This is a genomic window from Variovorax sp. DXTD-1, from assembly GCF_003984625.1.
GTDB lineage: Bacteria > Pseudomonadota > Gammaproteobacteria > Burkholderiales > Burkholderiaceae_C > Variovorax.
Window position 1 is genome coordinate 91,298 of record NZ_RWKH01000016.1, and the last position, 18,271, is coordinate 109,568.

The window sequence follows — 18,271 nt, forward strand, 5'->3', positions numbered from 1 at the left end:
CGATTCAACTTGTTGCAATTGAGAAGAAGGAAAAACCGGCCATGAGTTTCCTCGCCCGCCACAGCGCACGCCTCGCGCTCCCCGTTTTAGCGACCGTCATCCTCGGGGCCGCGCTGTCCGGTTGCGGCAGCGGCATCAGCCTCGACGAACCGATCGAGGGCCCGGTGTGGCGCCTCGTGCAGCTGGGCAACGAGCCCGTGGCGCCCGGCAGCGACGCGCAGATCCAGTTCGACCGCAGCAGCGGCCGCGTCAGCGGATCGGGCGGCTGCAACCGCGTGTCGGGTTCGTTCACGCGCAGCGGCAGCACGCTGCGCATCGGCCAACTGGCCTCTACCCGCATGGCCTGCGCCGACCCGGTGCGCGGCGCCAACGAAGCGCAGTTCATCTCGGCGCTGCAGGCCGCCGCCACCTATCGGTTGGCCGGCCCGGGACGGCTCGCGTTGCTCGACGCGAGCGGGCGGACGGTGGCAACGCTGAACTCGGCCAGCCGCTGAGGCCGCCCTCGAGAGGCCAATGCGGCCGCCGCCGGGCCGCCCCAAGGCGGGCCACGCCACCCCCTCGGGGGTGGCGAATTACACGCAGCGAAGCGAAGTGAAAAGCCGGGGGGCCAACTACTTCAGCCGGTGAGGCGCTCCAGCGCCTCACGGTACTTGGCCGCGGTCTTCTCGATCACTTCGGCCGGCAGGCGCGGCGCGGGCGGCGTCTTGTCCCAGGGCTTGCCGTTGATCTTGGTGGCCTCGAGCCAGTCGCGCACGAATTGCTTGTCGTAGCTCGGCGGATTGGTGCCGGCGGCCAGCGCGGCCTGGTAGCCCTCGACCGGCCAGTAGCGCGAGCTGTCGGGCGTGAGCACTTCGTCCATCAGCACCAGCGTGCCGGCTTCGTCCAGGCCAAACTCGAACTTGGTGTCGGCAATGATCATTCCCTTGGTGAGAGCGATCTGCGCGGCGGTTTCGTAGATCTCGAGGCTGGTCTCGCGAATCTGCTGCGCCAGCTTGGGGCCGACGATCTCGACCACGCGGTCGTAGCTGATGTTCTCGTCGTGCTCGCCGGCCGCGGCCTTGGCGGCGGGCGTGAAGATCGGGCGCGGCAGCTTGCTCGCGTTGGTGAGCCCTTCGGGCAGCGGCACGCCGCACACGGAGCGGCTTTCCTGGTATTCCTTCCAGCCGCTGCCGGCCAGGTAGCCGCGCACCACCGCCTCGACCGGAATCGGCGTCAGGCGCTTGACCAGCATCGATCGGCCGGTGACCTGCGGCACTTCTTCGGCCGTGACCACGCTTTCGGGCGCCTCGCCGGTCAAATGGTTGGGGCACAGCTGGCCAAGCCGTTCGAACCACCACAGCGCCATTTGCGTGAGGATTTCGCCCTTGCCCGGAATCGGCTCGCCCATGATCACGTCGAAGGCGCTGAGCCGGTCGCTCGCGACCATCAGGATGCGGTCTTCGCCGACGGCGTAGTTGTCGCGCACCTTGCCGCGCGCAAGCAGGGGCAGGCTCTGGATGGAGGAGGTGTGGACGGTGGTCATGGGGCGATGCTGTGCGGAAACGGGTGACGGGGAAACCGGATTGTGCGCGCAGAAAAAAGCCACCGCGAACGGTGGCCTGCGAATCGCGGAAAAACTTTCTTCTTCTTCAGACCACTTCTTGCGCGAGCTCGCCCTTGGCGTACTTGGCGGCGACCACTTGCAGCGTCTCGCCCTTGATCTTGGCGCCCTGGCCTTCGCAGCCGAACTCGATGTAGCGCTGCTTGCAGATCTGCTTGGCGGCTTCGCGCGCGGGCTTGAGCCATTCGCGGGCGTCGAACTTATCGGGGTTCTCGGCCAGGAACTTGCGCACCGCGCCGGTCATGGCCAGCCGGATGTCGGTGTCGATGTTGATCTTGCGCACGCCGTGCTTGATGGCTTCCTGGATTTCCTTCACAGGCACGCCGTAGGTTTCCTTCATGTTGCCGCCGTACTGGCGAATGATGGCCAGCAGCTCCTGCGGCACGCTCGACGAGCCGTGCATCACCAGGTGGGTGTTGGGAATGCGGCGGTGGATTTCCTTGATGCGGTCGATCGCCAGGATGTCACCGGTGGGCTCGCGCGTGAACTTGTAGGCGCCGTGGCTGGTGCCGATGGCGATGGCCAGCGCGTCGATCTGGGTGCGCTTGACGAAGTCGGCGGCCTGCTCGGGATCGGTGAGCAGCTGTTCGCGCGTCATGGTGTCGTCGGTGCCGTGGCCGTCTTCCTTGTCGCCCTTCATGGTTTCGAGCGAGCCCAGGCAGCCGAGCTCGCCTTCGACGGTCACACCCAGGCGGTGGGCCATGTCCGACACCTTCTTGGTGACGTCCACGTTGTAGTCGTAGCTGGCAATGGTCTTGCCGTCGGCTTCCAGCGAGCCGTCCATCATCACCGAGCTGAAGCCCAGGTCGATGGCGCCCTTGCAGACGTCGGGGCTCTGGCCGTGGTCCTGGTGCATCACCAGCGGAATGTTCGGGTACTGCTCGATCGCGGCCTGGATCAGGTGCTTGATGAAGGCTTCACCGGCGTATTTGCGGGCACCGGCGCTGGCTTGCAGGATGACGGGCGCGCCGGTTTCCTTGGCGGCCTCCATCACGGCTTGGACCTGTTCGAGGTTGTTGACGTTGAAGGCCGGAATGCCGTAGCCGTTGGCGGCTGCGTGGTCCAGCAGTTCGCGCATCGAGACGAGTGCCATGGGAAATACCTCGCGGAAATAGGGGGAAAAGAAGGCGGAAAGACAGGAGAAAACTGCCGCAATTCTATCGAGCCCCCTTGTGGGACGGCACTGACAGGTACCTCAGGGGAACGGGCCGGGCTGCGGCGCGCGCCCCTAGATCGGCAGTTGCGTGGTTGACAGCACCTGCTTGAGCACCACGAAAGTCCGGATCTGCCGCACGCCCGGCAGGTACAGCAGCTGCTCCGCATGCAGCCGGTTGAAACTGTCGTTGTCGCGCGTGCGCACGAGCATGAAGTAGTCGAACTCGCCCGTGACCACGTGGCATTCGAGGCAGCCCGACACCTTTTGCGCGGCCTTTTCGAAGTCGGCGAAGGAGTCGGGCGTGGAGCGGTCGAGCACCACGCCGATCATCACCAGCATGCCGAGCTCGAGCGCGTCGGCATCGAGCAGCGCCACGATGCCCTTGATGAGCCCCGCGGCCTTGAGGCGTTCCACGCGGCGCAGGCAAGCCGGCGCGCTGAGGTTGACCTTGGCGGCCAGCGCCACGTTCGACACCGAGGCGTCACGCTGAAGGGCCCGAAGAATCGCGCGATCGGTGCGGTCGAGCTCTGCGGCAGGCTCGGTCGCCCGTGCCGGCGCGGCATGCAACTTTGTTGTGCTCATCCTTGTCCTGGCGAATCAAAAATCTCAGATTCCCTGATCTTCTCTTTTTTTGCGCCGCAATTCCACTGAAGTTTGCAAGCACGTTTCGGCGGCTTCTTCCTACCATCGATGCATCCTTTTTCTGGAGCAGCACCGATGAACCTCAAGAAATTTCCCCGCCACGCACTCACCTTCGGCCCCACGCCGATTCACCCGCTCAAGCGCCTGAGCGCCCACTTGGGCGGCGAGGTCGAGCTCTACGCCAAGCGCGAGGACTGCAACAGCGGCCTGGCCTTCGGCGGCAACAAGACGCGCAAGCTCGAGTACCTGATTCCCGAGGCGCTCGAAGGCGGGTACGACACGCTGGTGTCGATCGGCGGCATCCAATCGAACCAGACACGGCAAGTGGCGGCCGTGGCCGCGCACCTCGGCCTGAAGTGCGTGCTGGTGCAGGAGAACTGGGTCAACTATTCCGACGCGGTGTACGACCGGGTCGGCAACATCGAGATGTCACGCATCATGGGTGCCGACGTGCGGCTCGACGCCGCGGGCTTCGACATCGGCATTCGCAAGAGCTGGGAAGAGGCCATGAACGACGTCCGCAAGGGCGGCGGCAAGCCCTTTCCGATTCCGGCCGGGTGCTCGGAGCATCCGCGCGGCGGCCTGGGATTCGTGGGCTTCGCTGAAGAAGTGCGGCAGCAGGAAGCCGAGCTGGGCTTCAAGTTCGACTACATCGTGACCTGCTCGGTCACGGGCAGCACGCAGGCCGGCATGGTGGTGGGCTTTGCAGCCGACGGTCGCGCCGACCGCGTGATCGGCATCGACGCCTCGGCCAAGCCGCAGCAGACCTTCGAGCAGATCGTGCGCATTGCCAAGGGCACGGCCGAGCTGGTCGAGCTGGGCCGCGACATCACCGACAAGGACGTGGTGCTCGACCGCCGCTTCGGCGGCCCCGAATACGGGTTGCCCAACGAAGGCACGCTGGAAGCGATTCGCCTCTGCGCGCGGCTCGAAGGCATGCTGACCGACCCTGTGTACGAGGGCAAATCGATGCATGGAATGATCGAGAAGGTGCGGCTGGGCGAATTCCCGGCGGGTTCGAAGGTGCTGTACGCGCACCTGGGCGGCGTGCCTGCGCTGAACGCTTACAGCTTCCTGTTCAGGAACGGCTGAGCGGGCTCAGCTGGCCCTGCAGATCTTGAGCATGTTGGTGCCGCCGGGGGCACCCATCGGCTCGCCGCAGGTAATCGCGTAGACGTCGCCGGTCTGCACGATGCCGCGCTTCTTCAGATGGGCTTCGGCCTGCTCGAGCGCGGTGTCGCGGTCGCTTTCCGAATCCATCAGCAGCGGTCGCACGTTGCGGTAGAGCGCCATTCGGCGTTGCGTGGCAAGGCGCGAGGTCAGCGCGTACATCGGAATGTGCGCGCGGTGGCGGCTCATCCACAGCGGCGTGGAGCCCGACTCGGTGAGCGCCACGATCGCCTTGGCGCCCAGGTGGTGCGCCGTGAACAGTGCGCCCATGGCAATCGACTGGTCGATGCGGCTGTAGGTCTTGCCGCTGAAGTCGGCGTCGAGCGTCTTGTCTTCGGCCGCTTCGGCGGCTTCGCAGATGCGGCTCATCTCCTGCACGGTTTCGAGCGGGTAGCGGCCCGAGGCGGTCTCGGCCGAGAGCATCACCGCGTCGGTGCCGTCGAGCACGGCGTTGGCCACGTCGCTCACCTCGGCGCGCGTGGGCACGGGGTTGGTGATCATCGACTCCATCATCTGGGTCGCGGTGATCACCACCTTGTCCATGTCGCGCGCCATGCGGATCATTTTTTTCTGCAGCGCGGGCACGGCGGCGTTGCCGACTTCAACCGCCAGGTCGCCGCGCGCCACCATGATGCCGTCGCTCGCACGCAGGATTTCTTCCAGCTTGGGAATGGCTTCCGCGCGCTCGATCTTGGCGATGAGCCCGGGCTTGTGCCCGTACTCGGCCGCGGCCACATTGCACAGCTGGCGCGCCATTTCCATGTCGGTGGCGTTCTTCGGGAAGCTCACCGCCACGTAGTCGGCCTGGAAGCTCATCGCGGTCTTGATGTCTTCCATGTCCTTGGCGGTGAGCGCCGGCGCCGTGAGGCCGCCGCCCTGCTTGTTGATGCCTTTGTTGTTGGAGAGCTCGCCGCCCAGCTTGACGGTGGTGTGCACCGCCTCGCCGCGCACGGCGTCGACCGTGAGCACGATGAGGCCGTCGTTCAGCAGCAGCCTGTCGCCGGGACGCACGTCGCGCGGCAGGTCCTTGTAGTCGAGGCCGACGGCATCGGCGTCGCCCGGCTCGGTGCGCGAGGCGTCCAGCACGAACTTGGCGCCCGGCTCGAGCCAGACCTTGCCCTGCGCGAACTTGCCGACGCGGATCTTGGGGCCCTGCAGGTCGGCCATGATCGCCACCTCGCGGCCGATCTTGCGCGCCGCCTCTCGCACCATGGCGGCGCGATCGATGTGGTCTTGCGCCGTGCCGTGGCTGAAATTGAGCCGCACCACGCTGACCTTGTTCAGGATCATCTGTTCCAGCAGCTCGGGCGTATTGGAAGCCGGGCCGAGCGTGGCGACGATCTTGGTGGCGTGGCGGGGAAGGCGATCCGTGATCATTGAGCTTGTCTCCATTTTGTATCCGCTACTGTATACAGTTTGTGTGACAACAGGAAGCGGGCACCGCGGCGCGGGCGCGAAAAATCAGCCTGCGGCACGCTTGGCAAGGATTTCGAAGGCAGGGAGCGTCTTGCCCTCGAGCACCTCGAGGAAGGCGCCGCCGCCTGTCGAGATGTAGCCGACCTGCTTCTCGATGCCGTACTTGGCAATGGCCGCGAGCGTGTCGCCGCCGCCTGCGATCGAGAAGGCGCTGCTCTCGGCAATGGCCTGCGCAATGGCCTTGGTGCCGCCCGCGAAGGCGTCGAACTCGAACACGCCCACCGGGCCGTTCCACACGATGGTGCCGGCTTCGCGCAGTTGCGCCGAAAGGATCTCGGCGGTCTTCGGACCGATGTCCAGGATCAGGTCGTCATCGGCCACGTTGCTCGCGTCTTTTACCGTGGCGGGCGCGTCGGCCGCAAAGGTCTTGGCCGTGACCACGTCCACCGGAATCGGCACGTCGGCGCCGCGTGCGCGCATGGATTCGATCACTTCCTTGGCCTGGTCGATCAGGTCGGGCTCGGCCAGCGACTTGCCGATCTTGAGACCGGCCGCGAGCATGAAGGTGTTGGCGATGCCGCCGCCGACGATCAGCTGGTCGACGTTGGCCGACAGGCTCTTGAGGATGGTGAGCTTGGTGCTCACCTTCGAACCCGCCACGATGGCCACCAGTGGCCGCTTGGGCAACGCCAGCGCCTTCGAGATGGCGTCGAGCTCGGCTGCGAGCAGCGGGCCGGCCGCGGCCACCTTGGCGAACTGCGCAATGCCGTAGGTGGTGGCTTCGGCGCGGTGAGCGGTGCCGAAGGCATCGTTCACGTAGATGTCGGTGAGGGCCGCGAGCTTGCGGGCCAGCGCTTGGTCGTTCTTCTTCTCGCCCTTGTTGACGCGGCAGTTCTCGAGCAGAACGACCTGGCCGGGCTTCACGTCGACACCGTCGACCCAGTTGGCCACCACCGGAACCTCGCGGCCCAGCAGCTCGCCCAGGCGCTTGGCCACGGGGGCAAGCGAGTCTTCGGGCTTGAACTCGCCTTCGGTCGGGCGGCCCAGGTGCGAGGTGACCATGACGGCGGCGCCGGAATCGAGCGCCAGCTGGATGCAGGGCACCGAGGCGCGGATGCGCGTGTCTTCGGTGATGTTGCCTGCGTCGTCCTGCGGCACATTGAGGTCGGCACGAATGAAGACGCGCTGGCCGGCGGCCTTGCCCTGCGCGCAGAGGTCGGTGAATCGAATGACGTTCATGGTCTGTGTGTGGTGGAAGACAAGTCGCCCCGCATTGTAGGTTTCGCCCAGCGGGGGCTCTACGCGCTTCTTGCGGCTTTCCGATGCTTTGCGTCAACCCTTTGGCTGCGCCCTGGCGAAGCGTTCCAGGACTTCGACAAAGCTCGCGGCGACGGGCGACAGCGTGCGCCGCGCGGCGCTGTAGATGCACACTTCGCGATGGAAATCGGGCGACTCCAACCGCACCATCTGCAGGCCGTGGGCCCGCACCAGCGGCGCGGAATAGGTCGGGCACACGGTCAGCCCCAGCCCCGAGGCCACCATGCCGAGCGCGGTGGTCATGTACGACACCTCCTGAGTGCCCGGTCGCAGCATGTAGTCGCGCTCCGCCGGGGCCAGCTCGGGCAGCACGCGCTGGCGGAAGTCGCGCGTGGGCGCAATGAAGGTGTACGGCCCGAGCTCATGCCAACGCACCTTGCGGCGCCTGGCAAAGGCGTGATCCGGCGGGCAGATCAGCCAGTGCCTGTCGCGCAGCAGCGTGCGGCGGTCGATGGCTGCATCGACCGCCACGTCTTGCCCAACCGCAAGCTCCACGTCGCCCGCTGCAACGCCGGCGAGCAGGTGCTCGGGCAGCGTGTCGGCAAGCCGAACGTCGACGTCGGGGTAGGCCTCGCGATAGAGCGCGATCACCCGCGGCATCAGGGTGCAGGCCATGAGCTGGGGCGCTGCAAGGCGCAACACTCCTTTCTTCTTGTCACGCAAATCCGTCACGCCGGCCACCGCGCTCGTCAGGTCGCCAAGCAGCCGGTGCACCGAGGGCAGGAACTCGCGCCCCGCTTCGGAAAGCTGCACCCGCCGGGTATGGCGGTCGAGCAGCTTCACGCCCATTTCGCGCTCGAGTTCGCGCACCAGCACGCTGAGCGCCGATTGCGTGAGATGCAGCTGCTGCGCCGCGGCAGTGAAGCCGCCGGTTTCGGCCACCGCGGCAAAGGCACGCAATTGGCGCAGGGTCAAATTCATATGTCTATTTCATCAATCGATGAATTAATTTCGATTGCATCATAAGACGCGGCGTCGCCCAATAACGGCTCACCGGAGACAAGAAGCCATGCCGACGACCGACCACACGGCGCCCCCACCCGCCCCGCCAGTGCGCGGACTGCACCACTTTGCCTGGCGCTGCCGCGACAGCGAGGAAACCCGCCGCTTCTACGAAGACCTGCTGGGCCTGCCGCTCGCGCACGTGATCAAGAGCGACCACGTGCCGAGCACGGGCGAGTACTGCCCCTATGTGCACATCTTTTTCCAGATGCGCGACGGCTCTTACATCGCCTTTTTCGACCTGGGGGACGACATTGCCGCGCTGCCTTCGCCCAACACGCCCGCGTGGGTGAACCACATCGCGCTGCGGGTGGATTCGGTGGACGATCTGCTCGCCGCCAAGGCGCGGCTGGAGAGCGCCGGTGTTGAAGTGCTGGGCGTGACCGACCACCACATCATCGAATCGATCTACTTCTTCGACCCCAACGGCATTCGCGTCGAACTGACCACGCCGACCGTGCCACAGGCCGAGATGGAAGCGCATGCGCGGCGCGCCCGCGCGGACCTCGACGCGTGGACCGTGCGCAAGGCCGAGCTGCGCACAGCGAGGGGCACTGCAGATGTCTGAGTTGCAGCTCGCCGTCATCGACGTGAAGCCCGGTGCTGCGATGGAGAGCCAGTCGGGCCTGCAGATGCTGCGCCCGCGCATCTATGGCGCCTTTCGCGCGCCGCAAGGCACCAAGAAGATCGCGGCCATCGTGATGCACCCGACCAGCAACTTCATGGGCCACTACCTCATCGGCCCGCTGGCCGAACGCGGCATCTGCTGCATGGGGCTGAACTCACGCTACGTAGGCAACGATACGGTGCTGCTGATGGAGCGCGCCATCCAGGACCTGGGGGCCGGCGTGCAGTACCTGCGCGCGGCCGGTTACGAAAAGGTGTTCCTGGTCGGCAACTCGGGCGGCGCGGCGCTCGCGAGCTTCTACCAGGCGCAGGCCGAAAAGCTCACGGCCACGCACTTTCCGGACGGCGATCCGACGCATCTTCATTCGGACGACCTGCCGCCCGTGGACGGCATTGCCCTGTGCGCCGCGCACCTGGGCCGCACGCGGCTGATGCGCGACTGGATCGACCCGTCGGTCACCGACGAGCACGACCCGCTCTCGGTGGACCCTGAACTCGACATGTACGACCCGCGCCACCGCGTGCCCTACGAGCCCGAATTTCTCGCCCGCTTCAGCGCGGCGCAGAAGGCCCGGCTCGAGCGCATCGAGCAATGGTGCATCGACCGGCTCGCGCTGCTGCGCCGCACACCGGGCGCGCCGCGCGACCAGACCTTTGTCGTCTATCGCACGCATGCCGACCCGCGCTGCGTGGATCTTTCGCTCGATGCCAACGATCGGCTGCCAGGCAGCGTGTGGGGCGACGCACGGCAGGTGAACTACTCGGCCAATGCGATGGGACGCACCACGTCGCTCACTGCGTTTCTTTCGCAGTGGTCTTCGCGCTCGCAAGCGGACGGGCCCACCAATCTCGCGCGCACCACCGTGCCCAAGCTGCTGCTCACCTACACGGGCGACCAGTCGACCTTTCCGAGCACACGGGATACGTGGATGGCCGCCGGCGGCGCGCGCATCCGCAATGTCGACATCGTCGGCGGCAACCACTATCTCGCGGGGCAACCCGAACTGGTGCCGAAGGCGGCGGACGCAATTGCCGAATTTGCCCACGCGCTGTAGACCAGACATGGAAACCTTTGCATTTGCGCCGGCCTACGAACTGCCAAGCTGGCCCTTCACACCGCCGCCCGAACTGGGCAGCACCCGAATCATTCGCCACCCGATCGTGATCGTTGGCGCCGGCCCTTCGGGCCTCACGTTGGCCTGCGACCTGGCACAACGCGGCGTGCGCGCCGTGCTGCTCGACGAGGACGACACCGTCGGCGTGCGCGGCGCCTCGTCGCGCGGCATCTGCTACGCGCAAAAGAGCCTCGAAATCTTCGAGCGCCTGGGCATCTACGAGCGCATGGCCGCCAAGGGCATCACCTGGTCTTTCGGGCGCACCTTCTCGGGCGAGCAGGAGGTGTACAACTTCAATCTGCAGGCGAACAGCGTCTCCAGGCAACCGCCGTTCATCAACCTGCAGCAGTTCTACGTGGAGTGGTTCCTGGTCGAACGCATCTTCGAACTCGGCTTGACCGACGTGCGCTGGAAGAGCCGCGTGGCCAGCGTCGAGCAGTTGCACGACGGCGTGCGCATCGAGGTCGAGACGCCTGACGGCCGCTACACGATCGAGGCCGACCGGCTGATCGACGCCACCGGCGCCAACAGCCCGATCCGCACGCAACTGGGCATCGATGCCCACTCCTCACGCAGTACCGATCGCTGGTGCATCAGCGACGTGCGCTTCAAGAAGCCGCTGCCGACGGAGCGCTGGACGTGGGTCGACGCGCCCTTCAACGAAGGCCGCGGCGTGTGGCAGCACCTGATGGCCGACGGCGTGTGGCGCATCGACTACCAGATGCCCGAGGACTGTGACACGAGCTACATCAGCAAGCCCGAAGTCGCGGGCGCACGGCTGCGCGAACAGCTCGGGCCGGGCGTGGAGTTCGAGTTCGTGTGGATCGGGCCGTACGGCTACCGCGATCACCTGCTCGACAGCTTTCGCCACGGCAATGTGTTCTTCATCGGCGATGCCGCGCACGTGGTGAGCCCGTTCGGTGCGCGCGGCGGCAACAGCGGCATCCAGGATGCGGCGAACCTCGGCTGGAAACTGGCGCTCCTTGCGCGCGGGCAGGCGAGCGATGCGCTGCTCGACAGCTACGACGCCGAACGCCAGCCCGCCGCGCAAGAGAACCTGCGGGTGACGAGCCGCTCGGCGCGCTTCCTCGCACCGCGTTCGCCGGCCGAGCACACGCTGCGCCGCGCCGTGGTGTCGTTGGCCGCGCGCCATCCGTTTGCGCGAGCGCTGGTGAACACGGGCCGCATGTCGGTTGCGAACGACTATCCACCCACGCCGCAGTTGCCCGAAGGCGGACGCAGCGTACAGAACCTGCCGCTGCGCTGGGCCGACGGAAGCGAGACGACGCTGATGCAGCTGCTGGCCGATGGCACGCAATGCATTGGACTGTGGCTGGCGCCGACACGCGCCGAGGCGGACGCGGCGATGGAAGCGACGGCATCGTTGCCGCGGCGCCTGCTGGCCATCGGCGGCGACAGCGGCTTGCCGACGCTGCAAGCCGACGAACGGCTCACGAACCACCTGGGCCTGCGTGACGCGGGCAGCCTGGTGCTCGTGCGCCCCGATGCCTATTGCGCCGCGACGCTGCCGCACGCCACGCCTAAAGCCATCGCCGATGCGCTGCGCAAAGCGCTTGCCCGGAACACTCAACCATGATCACCGAGCCCCGCATCCCCGATCCCGACGGCTTCTATGCCGCCTTGCTCGCAGCCCACGAGGGCCTGAGCGAAACACAGAGCGCCGACCTCAATGCCCGCCTCGTGCTGCTGCTGGCCAACCAGTGCGGCGACCAGGCCGTGCTGCTCGACTGCATTCGCGCAGCGGCCGAAGACCTCACGACCAATCAAGCCCCATGAACGCCAACGTCTCCTTCGCTTCCGCCTCCGACACACGCGAGCAGAAACCGCAACTGCGGGAACTCGCGCCCGGCGTGTACGGCTACATCAGCGACTTCGATCCGAACTGCGGCTTCGTGGTCGGCGACGAGCAGGTGGTGCTGATCGACACACGGCCCACGCCGCGCATGGCCCGCGACTTTCTCGGCGCTATTCGCACGGTGACCGACAAGCCGATCAAGACCATCGTTCTCACGCACTATCACGCAGTGCGCGTGATGGGCGCGAGCGCCTTCGACCAAGTGCAGAACATCATCGCGAGCAACGGCACGCTCGACTGGATCCGCACGCGCGGACAGGCCGACTTCGATTCGGAGGTCGGACGCTTTCCGCGCCTCTTCGCGGGCGTGGAAGAAATTCCGGGCCTCACCTTTCCGACGATGAGCTTCGAGCGCGAGATGAGCCTGTGGCTCGGTCCACGTCCCGGCCTCGGCCGCGAACTGCGTCTGATGGCGCTGGGCCGTGGTCACTCGAGCGGCGACACCGTCGCCTGGCTACCCGACTGCAGCGTGCTGTTCTCCGGCGACGTGGTGGAGAACCACTGCGGCGTGTACGCGGGCGATGCCTACATCGGCGATTGGGCCGGCACGCTCGATGCGGTGCGCGCCCTCAAGCCCCGCGTGCTGGTGCCGGGCCGCGGCGCTGTGCTGCAGGACGAAGCCGCCTGCGCCGAAGCCATCGAACTCACCCAAGCCTTTCTTGGAACCCTGCTCGGCAGCGTGAAAGCCGGCATTGCCGCAGGCGAAACGCTCAAGGGCTGCTTCGCGCGCGCAGAAGCGGCGATGACCCCGCGCTTCGGCGCATGGCCGGTGTTCCAGCACGTGCTGCCCTTCGATGTATCGCGCGCCTATGACGAGTTGCGCGGCATCGAACACCCCGTGGTGTGGACGGCGGAGCGCGACCGCGAGCTCTGGCAGACGCTGCGCGGGGACTGACCCGCTACCGATTTTCAAAACAAGCAACGGAGACACAAGCGATGAAACGATTTCTTCCCCTGCTGGCAGCAACCCTTGCGCTGGCTACGGCGGTGCCTTTCGCATCTGCCCAACAGGCCGCCTACCCCAGCCAACCCGTCAAGTGGATCGTGCCCTACGTGGCCGGCGGCGGCACCGACAACCTGGCGCGCGCATTGGCGGAGGCCATGCAGCCTTCGCTCGGGCAGCCGCTCATCATCGACAACCGACCCGGCGCATCGACCAACATCGGCGTGTCGGTGCTGATGCAGGCCAAGCCCGACGGCTACACGATCATGCAGGCCGAGAACGCGGCGCTTCTCTTCAACGAGCACATGTTCGCCAAGCTGCCCTACAAGCCCGCGAGCGACTTCACCTACATCGGCACCATCGGCCGCTTTCCGGTGGCGTTGGTGGTGCACCCGGACTTTCCCGCGAAGAATGTGGCCGAGTTCGTGCGCCACGTGAAGGCCAACCCCGAGAAGGTGAGCTACGCCTCGCCCGGCAACGGCTCGCCGCACCACATGGCCATGGAGCTCTTCAAGCAGAAGGCCGGCATCAGCATCACGCACGTGCCCTACAAGGGCGCCGCGCCCGCGATGACCGACGTGATGGGCGGCCAGGTGCCGACGATGATGCTCGATCTGGCCTCGGGCCTGCCGATCATCAAGGCGGGCAAGGTGCGGGTGCTCGCGATTGCGCTGCCGCAGCGTGCGGGCGCATTGCCCGAAGTGCCGACCTTCGTCGAAGCCGGGTTCAGCGACGTGAACGCCTATGCCTTTCACGGTCTGATCGGCCCGGCCGGCATGCCGCCGGAAGCGGTCGCGCGCATCAACAGCGAGCTCCAGAAGGCGATGAAGGCACCCAAGGTGGTGAAGCTGTTCGCGGACTTCGGCTTCGAGCCGCTGCCGGGCACGCCGCAGGAGTTCTACAAACTCTCGCGGGCGGAGAGCGAACGCTGGGGCAAGATCATCCAGGCCGCCGGCGTGAAGCTGGACTGAAAAAGAACTCCCCCCGGCTACCAGCCCAGCCCGAGGTGCAAGGGCAGGTACACCGCCATGCCCGCCAGCATCGTGCCGAGCACGCCGCGCCGCCAGTAGTAATAAGCGGCGCCAACCACCGCCGCGTACAGACGTGCATCGTGCAGCGTGTTGATCAGGTGGCCTTGGGTCATCACGATTTCGGGCGCGATCACGCCTGCCAATGCCGCGGCCGGCGCGTAGTGCAGCGCGCGGTGCGCCCATTCAGGCAAGCCCCAGGGCCGGTCGAGAATGAAGAAGAAGCACCGCGTGAGCACGGTCACCCCGGCCAGTCCGACGATGATCGCGAGCGTCCAGAAATCGGTGGTGCCGCTCATTTGTTGTCTTCCGCATCCGGGTCGAGCCCGAGCTGCTTCTCGAGCCAGAAGCACAGCAGCACCGCCGTGCCGATGGCCACCACGATGTTGAGCTTGAGCGGCAGCGTATAGGCTGCCACCGCGGTAACGCTGGCAATCAGCGCGGCCAGCATGCGCAGCGGCGTGGTCGCCATCGAGCAGACGATGGCCACCAGGCTCAGCACGCCCGCAAAGCCGAGGCCCCAGTTCTGGGGAATGAAGTTGGCGAGCGCAATGCCCAGCAGGCTCATGCCCATCCAGGAGCACCAGGTCACGAAGTAGTTGCCGGTGAGATAGGCCTCCTGGGCCTTCTGCTCGTCGGGCCCGACCGGCGGCGACGCATAGCGCCGGGTGAAGAGCGCATAGCTCAGGTCGGCCGTGAGATAGCCGTGCGTCATGCGGCGCCAGCGCGGCATGTGCATGAGGTACGGCCGCAAGTGCAGGCTGAAGACCACGAAGCGCAGGTTGACGCAGAAGCCCGTGGCCAATATCACCCAGGCCGGCGCGCCTGCGAACAGCAGCGGAATGGCCGCAAGCTGCGAACTGCCGGCGTAGACCAGCAGTGTCATCGCCACCGATTCCAGCACGCTCATGTTCGACTTGACCATGGCAACGCCGGTCATGAGCCCCCAGGCGCCGATGCCCAGAGCGGCCGAGGACATGTCGCGGATGCCGGCGCGGAATTCTGGGCGGCGGCGGATGGCTGCGGACAGGAACATCAGCCGAACACCTGCCCGGGCTTCAGGTCGAAGCCGCGCAGGAAATCGGCCACGGCCAGGCGCTTGCCGCCGGGACGCTGGAGTTCGGTGACCATCACGATCGAGCCGGCCGCGGCCACCGCAACGCCCGCGTCGGTTACGGCGAGGACGGTGCCGGGCGCAGCCGATTGCTCGGCGGGCGCCGCGTAGGCGGCCCAGAGCTTGATGGTCTCGCCGTCGAGCGGGCTGTTGGCGCCAGGGAACGGATCGAAAGCGCGAATGCGCCGCACAATGGCGTCAGCGGGTTGGTTCCAGTCGACCTGCGCTTCGTGCTTTTCGACCTTGTTGGCGTAGGTCACGCCTTCGGCAGGCTGCGGGGTGCGCTCCAGCTTGCCGATGTCGGCCAGGGCCTGGACGATCATGCGGCCGCCCAGTTCGGCAAGCCGGTCGTGCAGGCGGGCGGTGCTGTCGTTGCCGATATCCACCGGCTCGCGCAGCAGCATGTCGCCCGTGTCCAGGCCGGCGTCCATCTGCATGATGGTGATGCCGGTTCGCGTGTCGCCGGCCTCGATGGCGCGGTGGATCGGCGCTGCGCCTCGCCAGCGCGGCAGCAGGCTGGCGTGGATGTTGAGGCAGCCGAACTTCGGCAGGTCGAGCACCCATTGCGGCAGGATGAGACCGTAGGCGGCAACCACCATCACGTCGGGTTTTGCTGCCAACAGGGCCTCGCGCGCGGCCGAGGCGTCTTCAGGGTACTTGCCGCCGAGCCGCAGGCTGCGCGGCTGCGCCACCGGCCATTTGTTGGCCACGGCGCATTGCTTGACGGGAGAGGCCTGCAGCTTCATGCCGCGCCCGGCGGGTCGGTCGGGCTGGCTGAGTACCAGCACCACCTCATGTCCGGCTGCGGCAATGGCCTCGAGCGCGACGCGCGCGAACTCGGGCGTGCCCGCAAAAACGACCTTGAGGGGGTTCAATCCCGGATCCGATCGAGTTCGAGGTCATCCCCCGTGTGATAGCGGCGAACCACGCCGGTGGGGTCGATGTAGATATAGAGCATGCGGCGCTCGTTCACGGCCTTGTAGCGCCAGGTCCAGACGGCTCCGTCGAATGAGCTGACGCGGCTGATTTCATAGGGGCGGCCGTAAAAGGCGATCACGTCGTTCTGGCGCCAGCGATCGACCTTGATGTCGTGGCCGAAGCGCGCCTCGTTGAGCACCTGCGTCACGGACACGACCTTGCCCGAGGCATCGACGTCGATGTCGGTCACCTCGAAGCCTGCGGGCATGCGCGAATACTGCAGGCGTTCGCCGCCGCCCGTGAGCGGATAGCGGCCCGTCGGAGGGCCCAGGCGCTGAAGGGTTTCGGCCGCCGTGGTGCCCGGCACGATGCGTGTCGGTTCGCTGGCGCAGCCGGCCAGCAGCAGCCCGGCGGCAACGACGAAAGCACTCGGCCAGGCGAAACGCATATCAGGCCCTGCCCTCTCGGGCGTCTTCGCGTTGCTGCTTGAGCAGCTTGCTCTTGATGCGGTTGCGCTTGAGCGGCGACAGATATTCGACGAACACCTTGCCCAGCAGGTGGTCCAGCTCATGCTGGATGCACACGGCGAGCAGGCCTTCGGCCTCGATGGTGCGAAGTTCGCCGTTTTCGTCCAGGGCCTGGACCTTGACCGAGGTGGAGCGCATCACGCCGTCGTAAATGCCGGGGACCGAGAGGCAACCCTCTTCGTTCAGCACCTTTTCGTCGCTTGCCCAGATAATTTCGGGGTTGATGAGCACCAGCGGCTCGTTGCGCTCTTCGGAAACGTCGATGACGACCAGGCGCTCGTGCACATCGACCTGGGTGGCGGCCAGGCCGATGCCGTTGGCGTCGTACATGGTTTCCAGCATGTCGGCAACCAGGGCCTTGATGCGTGCATCGACGCCCTGTACCGGCTTGGCGACCGTGTGCAGGCGCTTGTCCGGGTAACTCAGAATGATTCGTTTGGCCATGAAAAACGGGAAAAGTTGTGGCTATTTTCGCCAATTCCGCGACGGGATGAGCTCGGATCGCCTGAAAACGTTGCCCTTTAAAGGGCTTCGGGCGCAGAATTCGTAGCAAATTGTGAGATTCGTATGCGCACCGATACTTTGATGCGCTCACCCATCCAGACATGAAAAAGCTCCGAACCCCTGTCCGCCAGCGCCCGCATCTTTTCGCCACGTTGGCAGCCCTTGCGGTGATCAGCGGCGGCACGACGGCCTGGGCTCAGAACTACCCCGTCACCCCGCAGCAACGCGCCACGGCACAGCAAACCGCCCAGAACGGCGTTCCGCTGAGCGAACTGGCGGCCAGCGCGCCGGACGAATACACGGTCAAGCCCGGCGACACGCTGTGGGCCATTTCGCGCCTCTACCTGCTGCGCCCCTGGCGCTGGCCGGAACTGTGGGGCATGAACATCAACGAAATTGCGAACCCGCACCGCATCTACCCGGGCCAAGTTCTCTACCTGGACAAGACGGGCGGCCGCGCACGCCTGACCATGCGCCGCGGTGCGGGCGGCAGCGCAGACGGCGGCACCATCAAGCTGTCGCCGCGCACGCGCTTCGATTCCCTGGCCGGCATGGCGCTGCCCACGCTCAACCCGAGCATCATCGAGCCGTTCCTCAGCGAGCCGATCGTGGTGGACGCCGACACGCTGCAAAGCGCGCCGCGCATCGTGGCCGGCAATGACAGCCGGGTGCTGCTGTCGCGCGGCGACCGCGCCTATGCGCGCGGCAATGCCGATACGCCGTTGCTCGAAACGCCCGGTCCGCTGAAGAACTTCCGCGTGTTCCGCAGCGCCACGCCGCTGAAGGACCCGGGAACGGGTGAAATCCTCGGCTACGAAGCGCAGTACCTGGGCAAGGCCCAGCTCCAGCGCGGCGAATCGACCACGGTCGAGACCCAGAAAGACAAGGACGTCATCACGGTGGTGCCGGCCAGCATCGACATCATCGCCGCCCGCGAGGAAATCCGCGCCGGCGACCGCCTGCTGCCCGAGCCGCCGCGCCAGCTGCTGAGCTACGCGCCGCGCGCCCCTTCCACTCAGGTCGAAGGCCGCATCATTTCGGTCTATGGCAATGCGGTGCAGTTCGCGGCGCAGAACCAGGTGGTGGCCATCAACAAGGGCACGCGCGACGGCGTCGACAGCGGCCACGTGCTGGCCATTCTGAAGAACGGCGAAACCATTCTCGACCGCACCGGCGAACGCAAGGAAACGATCAAGCTTCCGAACGAACGCATCGGCCTGCTGATGGTGTTCCGCCCGTTCGAAAAGGTGTCGTACGCGCTGGTGCTCGAAATCACCGACACCCCGCGCGCCGGCGACTTCCTCGTCAATCCCTGA

Annotated in this window: 20 protein-coding genes; 9 read left to right on the plus strand and 11 right to left on the minus strand. The window is 66.3% G+C overall.

All coding sequences use genetic code 11. From position 1 onward, the window contains the following. The first annotated feature begins 41 nt into the window (after window positions 1-41). A complete protein-coding gene (locus EJI00_RS16385) occupies window positions 42-494 on the plus strand; it encodes an META domain-containing protein (protein ID WP_126748557.1) in 453 nt (150 codons plus the stop codon). Between the two features lie 122 nt (window positions 495-616). Here EJI00_RS16385 and EJI00_RS16390 read toward each other — a convergent pair whose 3' ends face one another. The 3 genes from EJI00_RS16390 to EJI00_RS16400 all read right to left on the minus strand — a co-directional run bounded on the left by EJI00_RS16390 (window position 617) and on the right by EJI00_RS16400 (window position 3,338). Further along, window positions 617-1,522 (minus strand): phosphoribosylaminoimidazolesuccinocarboxamide synthase, encoded by a 906-nt coding sequence (locus EJI00_RS16390; RefSeq protein WP_126748558.1) that lies wholly within the window; start codon window positions 1,520-1,522, stop codon window positions 617-619. A gap of 106 nt (window positions 1,523-1,628) precedes the next feature. Beyond that, a complete protein-coding gene (fba, locus tag EJI00_RS16395) occupies window positions 1,629-2,693 on the minus strand; it encodes a class II fructose-bisphosphate aldolase (protein ID WP_126748559.1) in 1,065 nt (354 codons plus the stop codon). 135 nt (window positions 2,694-2,828) lie between these two features. After that, the gene (locus EJI00_RS16400; RefSeq protein ID WP_126748560.1) at window positions 2,829-3,338 is read right to left on the minus strand and encodes an Lrp/AsnC family transcriptional regulator; all 510 of its coding nucleotides are present in this window, start codon (window positions 3,336-3,338) and stop codon (window positions 2,829-2,831) included. Window positions 3,339-3,473: 135 nt separating this feature from the next. Between EJI00_RS16400 and EJI00_RS16405 the strand changes: the two genes are divergently transcribed. Continuing rightward, entirely contained in the window at window positions 3,474-4,490 is a 1,017-nt protein-coding gene (locus tag EJI00_RS16405; RefSeq protein ID WP_126748561.1) for a 1-aminocyclopropane-1-carboxylate deaminase, read from the plus strand. 6 nt (window positions 4,491-4,496) lie between these two features. On the opposite strand, the gene pyk is transcribed toward EJI00_RS16405, so the two are convergent. The 3 genes from pyk to EJI00_RS16420 all read right to left on the minus strand — a co-directional run bounded on the left by pyk (window position 4,497) and on the right by EJI00_RS16420 (window position 8,222). Further along, window positions 4,497-5,945, minus strand: coding sequence for a pyruvate kinase (gene pyk, locus EJI00_RS16410; protein WP_126748562.1), 1,449 nt, complete (start codon window positions 5,943-5,945; stop codon window positions 4,497-4,499). An 84-nt stretch (window positions 5,946-6,029) separates the two neighbouring features. Continuing rightward, window positions 6,030-7,223 carry a phosphoglycerate kinase gene (locus tag EJI00_RS16415; protein WP_126748563.1) on the minus strand — a complete coding sequence of 398 codons (1,194 nt, stop codon included), beginning with the start codon at window positions 7,221-7,223 and terminating at the stop codon, window positions 6,030-6,032. A 93-nt stretch (window positions 7,224-7,316) separates the two neighbouring features. Next, a complete protein-coding gene (locus EJI00_RS16420; protein WP_126748564.1) occupies window positions 7,317-8,222 on the minus strand; it encodes a LysR family transcriptional regulator in 906 nt (301 codons plus the stop codon). Window positions 8,223-8,310: 88 nt separating this feature from the next. Here EJI00_RS16420 and EJI00_RS16425 point away from each other — a divergent pair, with 88 nt between their 5' ends. From EJI00_RS16425 to EJI00_RS16450, 6 genes are read left to right on the plus strand one after another with little or no spacing between them, the layout of a single operon-like run. Next, on the plus strand, window positions 8,311-8,871 hold the full coding sequence (locus EJI00_RS16425) for a VOC family protein (protein ID WP_126748565.1): 561 nt from the start codon (window positions 8,311-8,313) through the stop codon (window positions 8,869-8,871). Then, window positions 8,864-9,985 carry an alpha/beta hydrolase family protein gene (locus EJI00_RS16430; protein WP_126748566.1) on the plus strand — a complete coding sequence of 374 codons (1,122 nt, stop codon included), beginning with the start codon at window positions 8,864-8,866 and terminating at the stop codon, window positions 9,983-9,985. The genes EJI00_RS16425 and EJI00_RS16430 overlap by 8 nt, the downstream gene beginning before the upstream one ends. Before the next feature lie 7 nt (window positions 9,986-9,992). After that, on the plus strand, window positions 9,993-11,642 hold the full coding sequence (locus tag EJI00_RS16435) for an FAD-dependent oxidoreductase (protein ID WP_126748567.1): 1,650 nt from the start codon (window positions 9,993-9,995) through the stop codon (window positions 11,640-11,642). Further along, on the plus strand, window positions 11,639-11,842 hold the full coding sequence (locus EJI00_RS16440; RefSeq protein WP_126748568.1) for a DUF2783 domain-containing protein: 204 nt from the start codon (window positions 11,639-11,641) through the stop codon (window positions 11,840-11,842). Before EJI00_RS16435 ends, EJI00_RS16440 begins: the two co-directional genes overlap by 4 nt. Then, a complete protein-coding gene (locus EJI00_RS16445) occupies window positions 11,839-12,816 on the plus strand; it encodes an MBL fold metallo-hydrolase (RefSeq protein WP_126748569.1) in 978 nt (325 codons plus the stop codon). Before EJI00_RS16440 ends, EJI00_RS16445 begins: the two co-directional genes overlap by 4 nt. A gap of 41 nt (window positions 12,817-12,857) precedes the next feature. Next, entirely contained in the window at window positions 12,858-13,835 is a 978-nt protein-coding gene (locus EJI00_RS16450; RefSeq protein WP_126748570.1) for a Bug family tripartite tricarboxylate transporter substrate binding protein, read from the plus strand. A 17-nt stretch (window positions 13,836-13,852) separates the two neighbouring features. On the opposite strand, the gene EJI00_RS16455 is transcribed toward EJI00_RS16450, so the two are convergent. From EJI00_RS16455 to def, 5 genes are read right to left on the minus strand one after another with little or no spacing between them, the layout of a single operon-like run. Beyond that, window positions 13,853-14,191 (minus strand): AzlD domain-containing protein, encoded by a 339-nt coding sequence (locus EJI00_RS16455; protein WP_126748571.1) that lies wholly within the window; start codon window positions 14,189-14,191, stop codon window positions 13,853-13,855. After that, window positions 14,188-14,928, minus strand: coding sequence for an AzlC family ABC transporter permease (locus EJI00_RS16460; protein WP_126748572.1), 741 nt, complete (start codon window positions 14,926-14,928; stop codon window positions 14,188-14,190). The genes EJI00_RS16455 and EJI00_RS16460 overlap by 4 nt, the downstream gene beginning before the upstream one ends. Further along, window positions 14,928-15,881 carry a methionyl-tRNA formyltransferase gene (gene fmt / locus EJI00_RS16465; RefSeq protein WP_126748573.1) on the minus strand — a complete coding sequence of 318 codons (954 nt, stop codon included), beginning with the start codon at window positions 15,879-15,881 and terminating at the stop codon, window positions 14,928-14,930. Before fmt ends, EJI00_RS16460 begins: the two co-directional genes overlap by 1 nt. Beyond that, the gene (locus tag EJI00_RS16470) at window positions 15,878-16,372 is read right to left on the minus strand and encodes a hypothetical protein (RefSeq protein ID WP_126748574.1); all 495 of its coding nucleotides are present in this window, start codon (window positions 16,370-16,372) and stop codon (window positions 15,878-15,880) included. Before EJI00_RS16470 ends, fmt begins: the two co-directional genes overlap by 4 nt. Before the next feature lies 1 nt (window position 16,373). Next, a complete protein-coding gene (def, locus tag EJI00_RS16475) occupies window positions 16,374-16,895 on the minus strand; it encodes a peptide deformylase (protein WP_126748575.1) in 522 nt (173 codons plus the stop codon). A gap of 161 nt (window positions 16,896-17,056) precedes the next feature. Between def and EJI00_RS16480 the strand changes: the two genes are divergently transcribed. Further along, window positions 17,057-18,271, plus strand: coding sequence for a LysM peptidoglycan-binding domain-containing protein (locus EJI00_RS16480; RefSeq protein WP_126748576.1), 1,215 nt, complete (start codon window positions 17,057-17,059; stop codon window positions 18,269-18,271).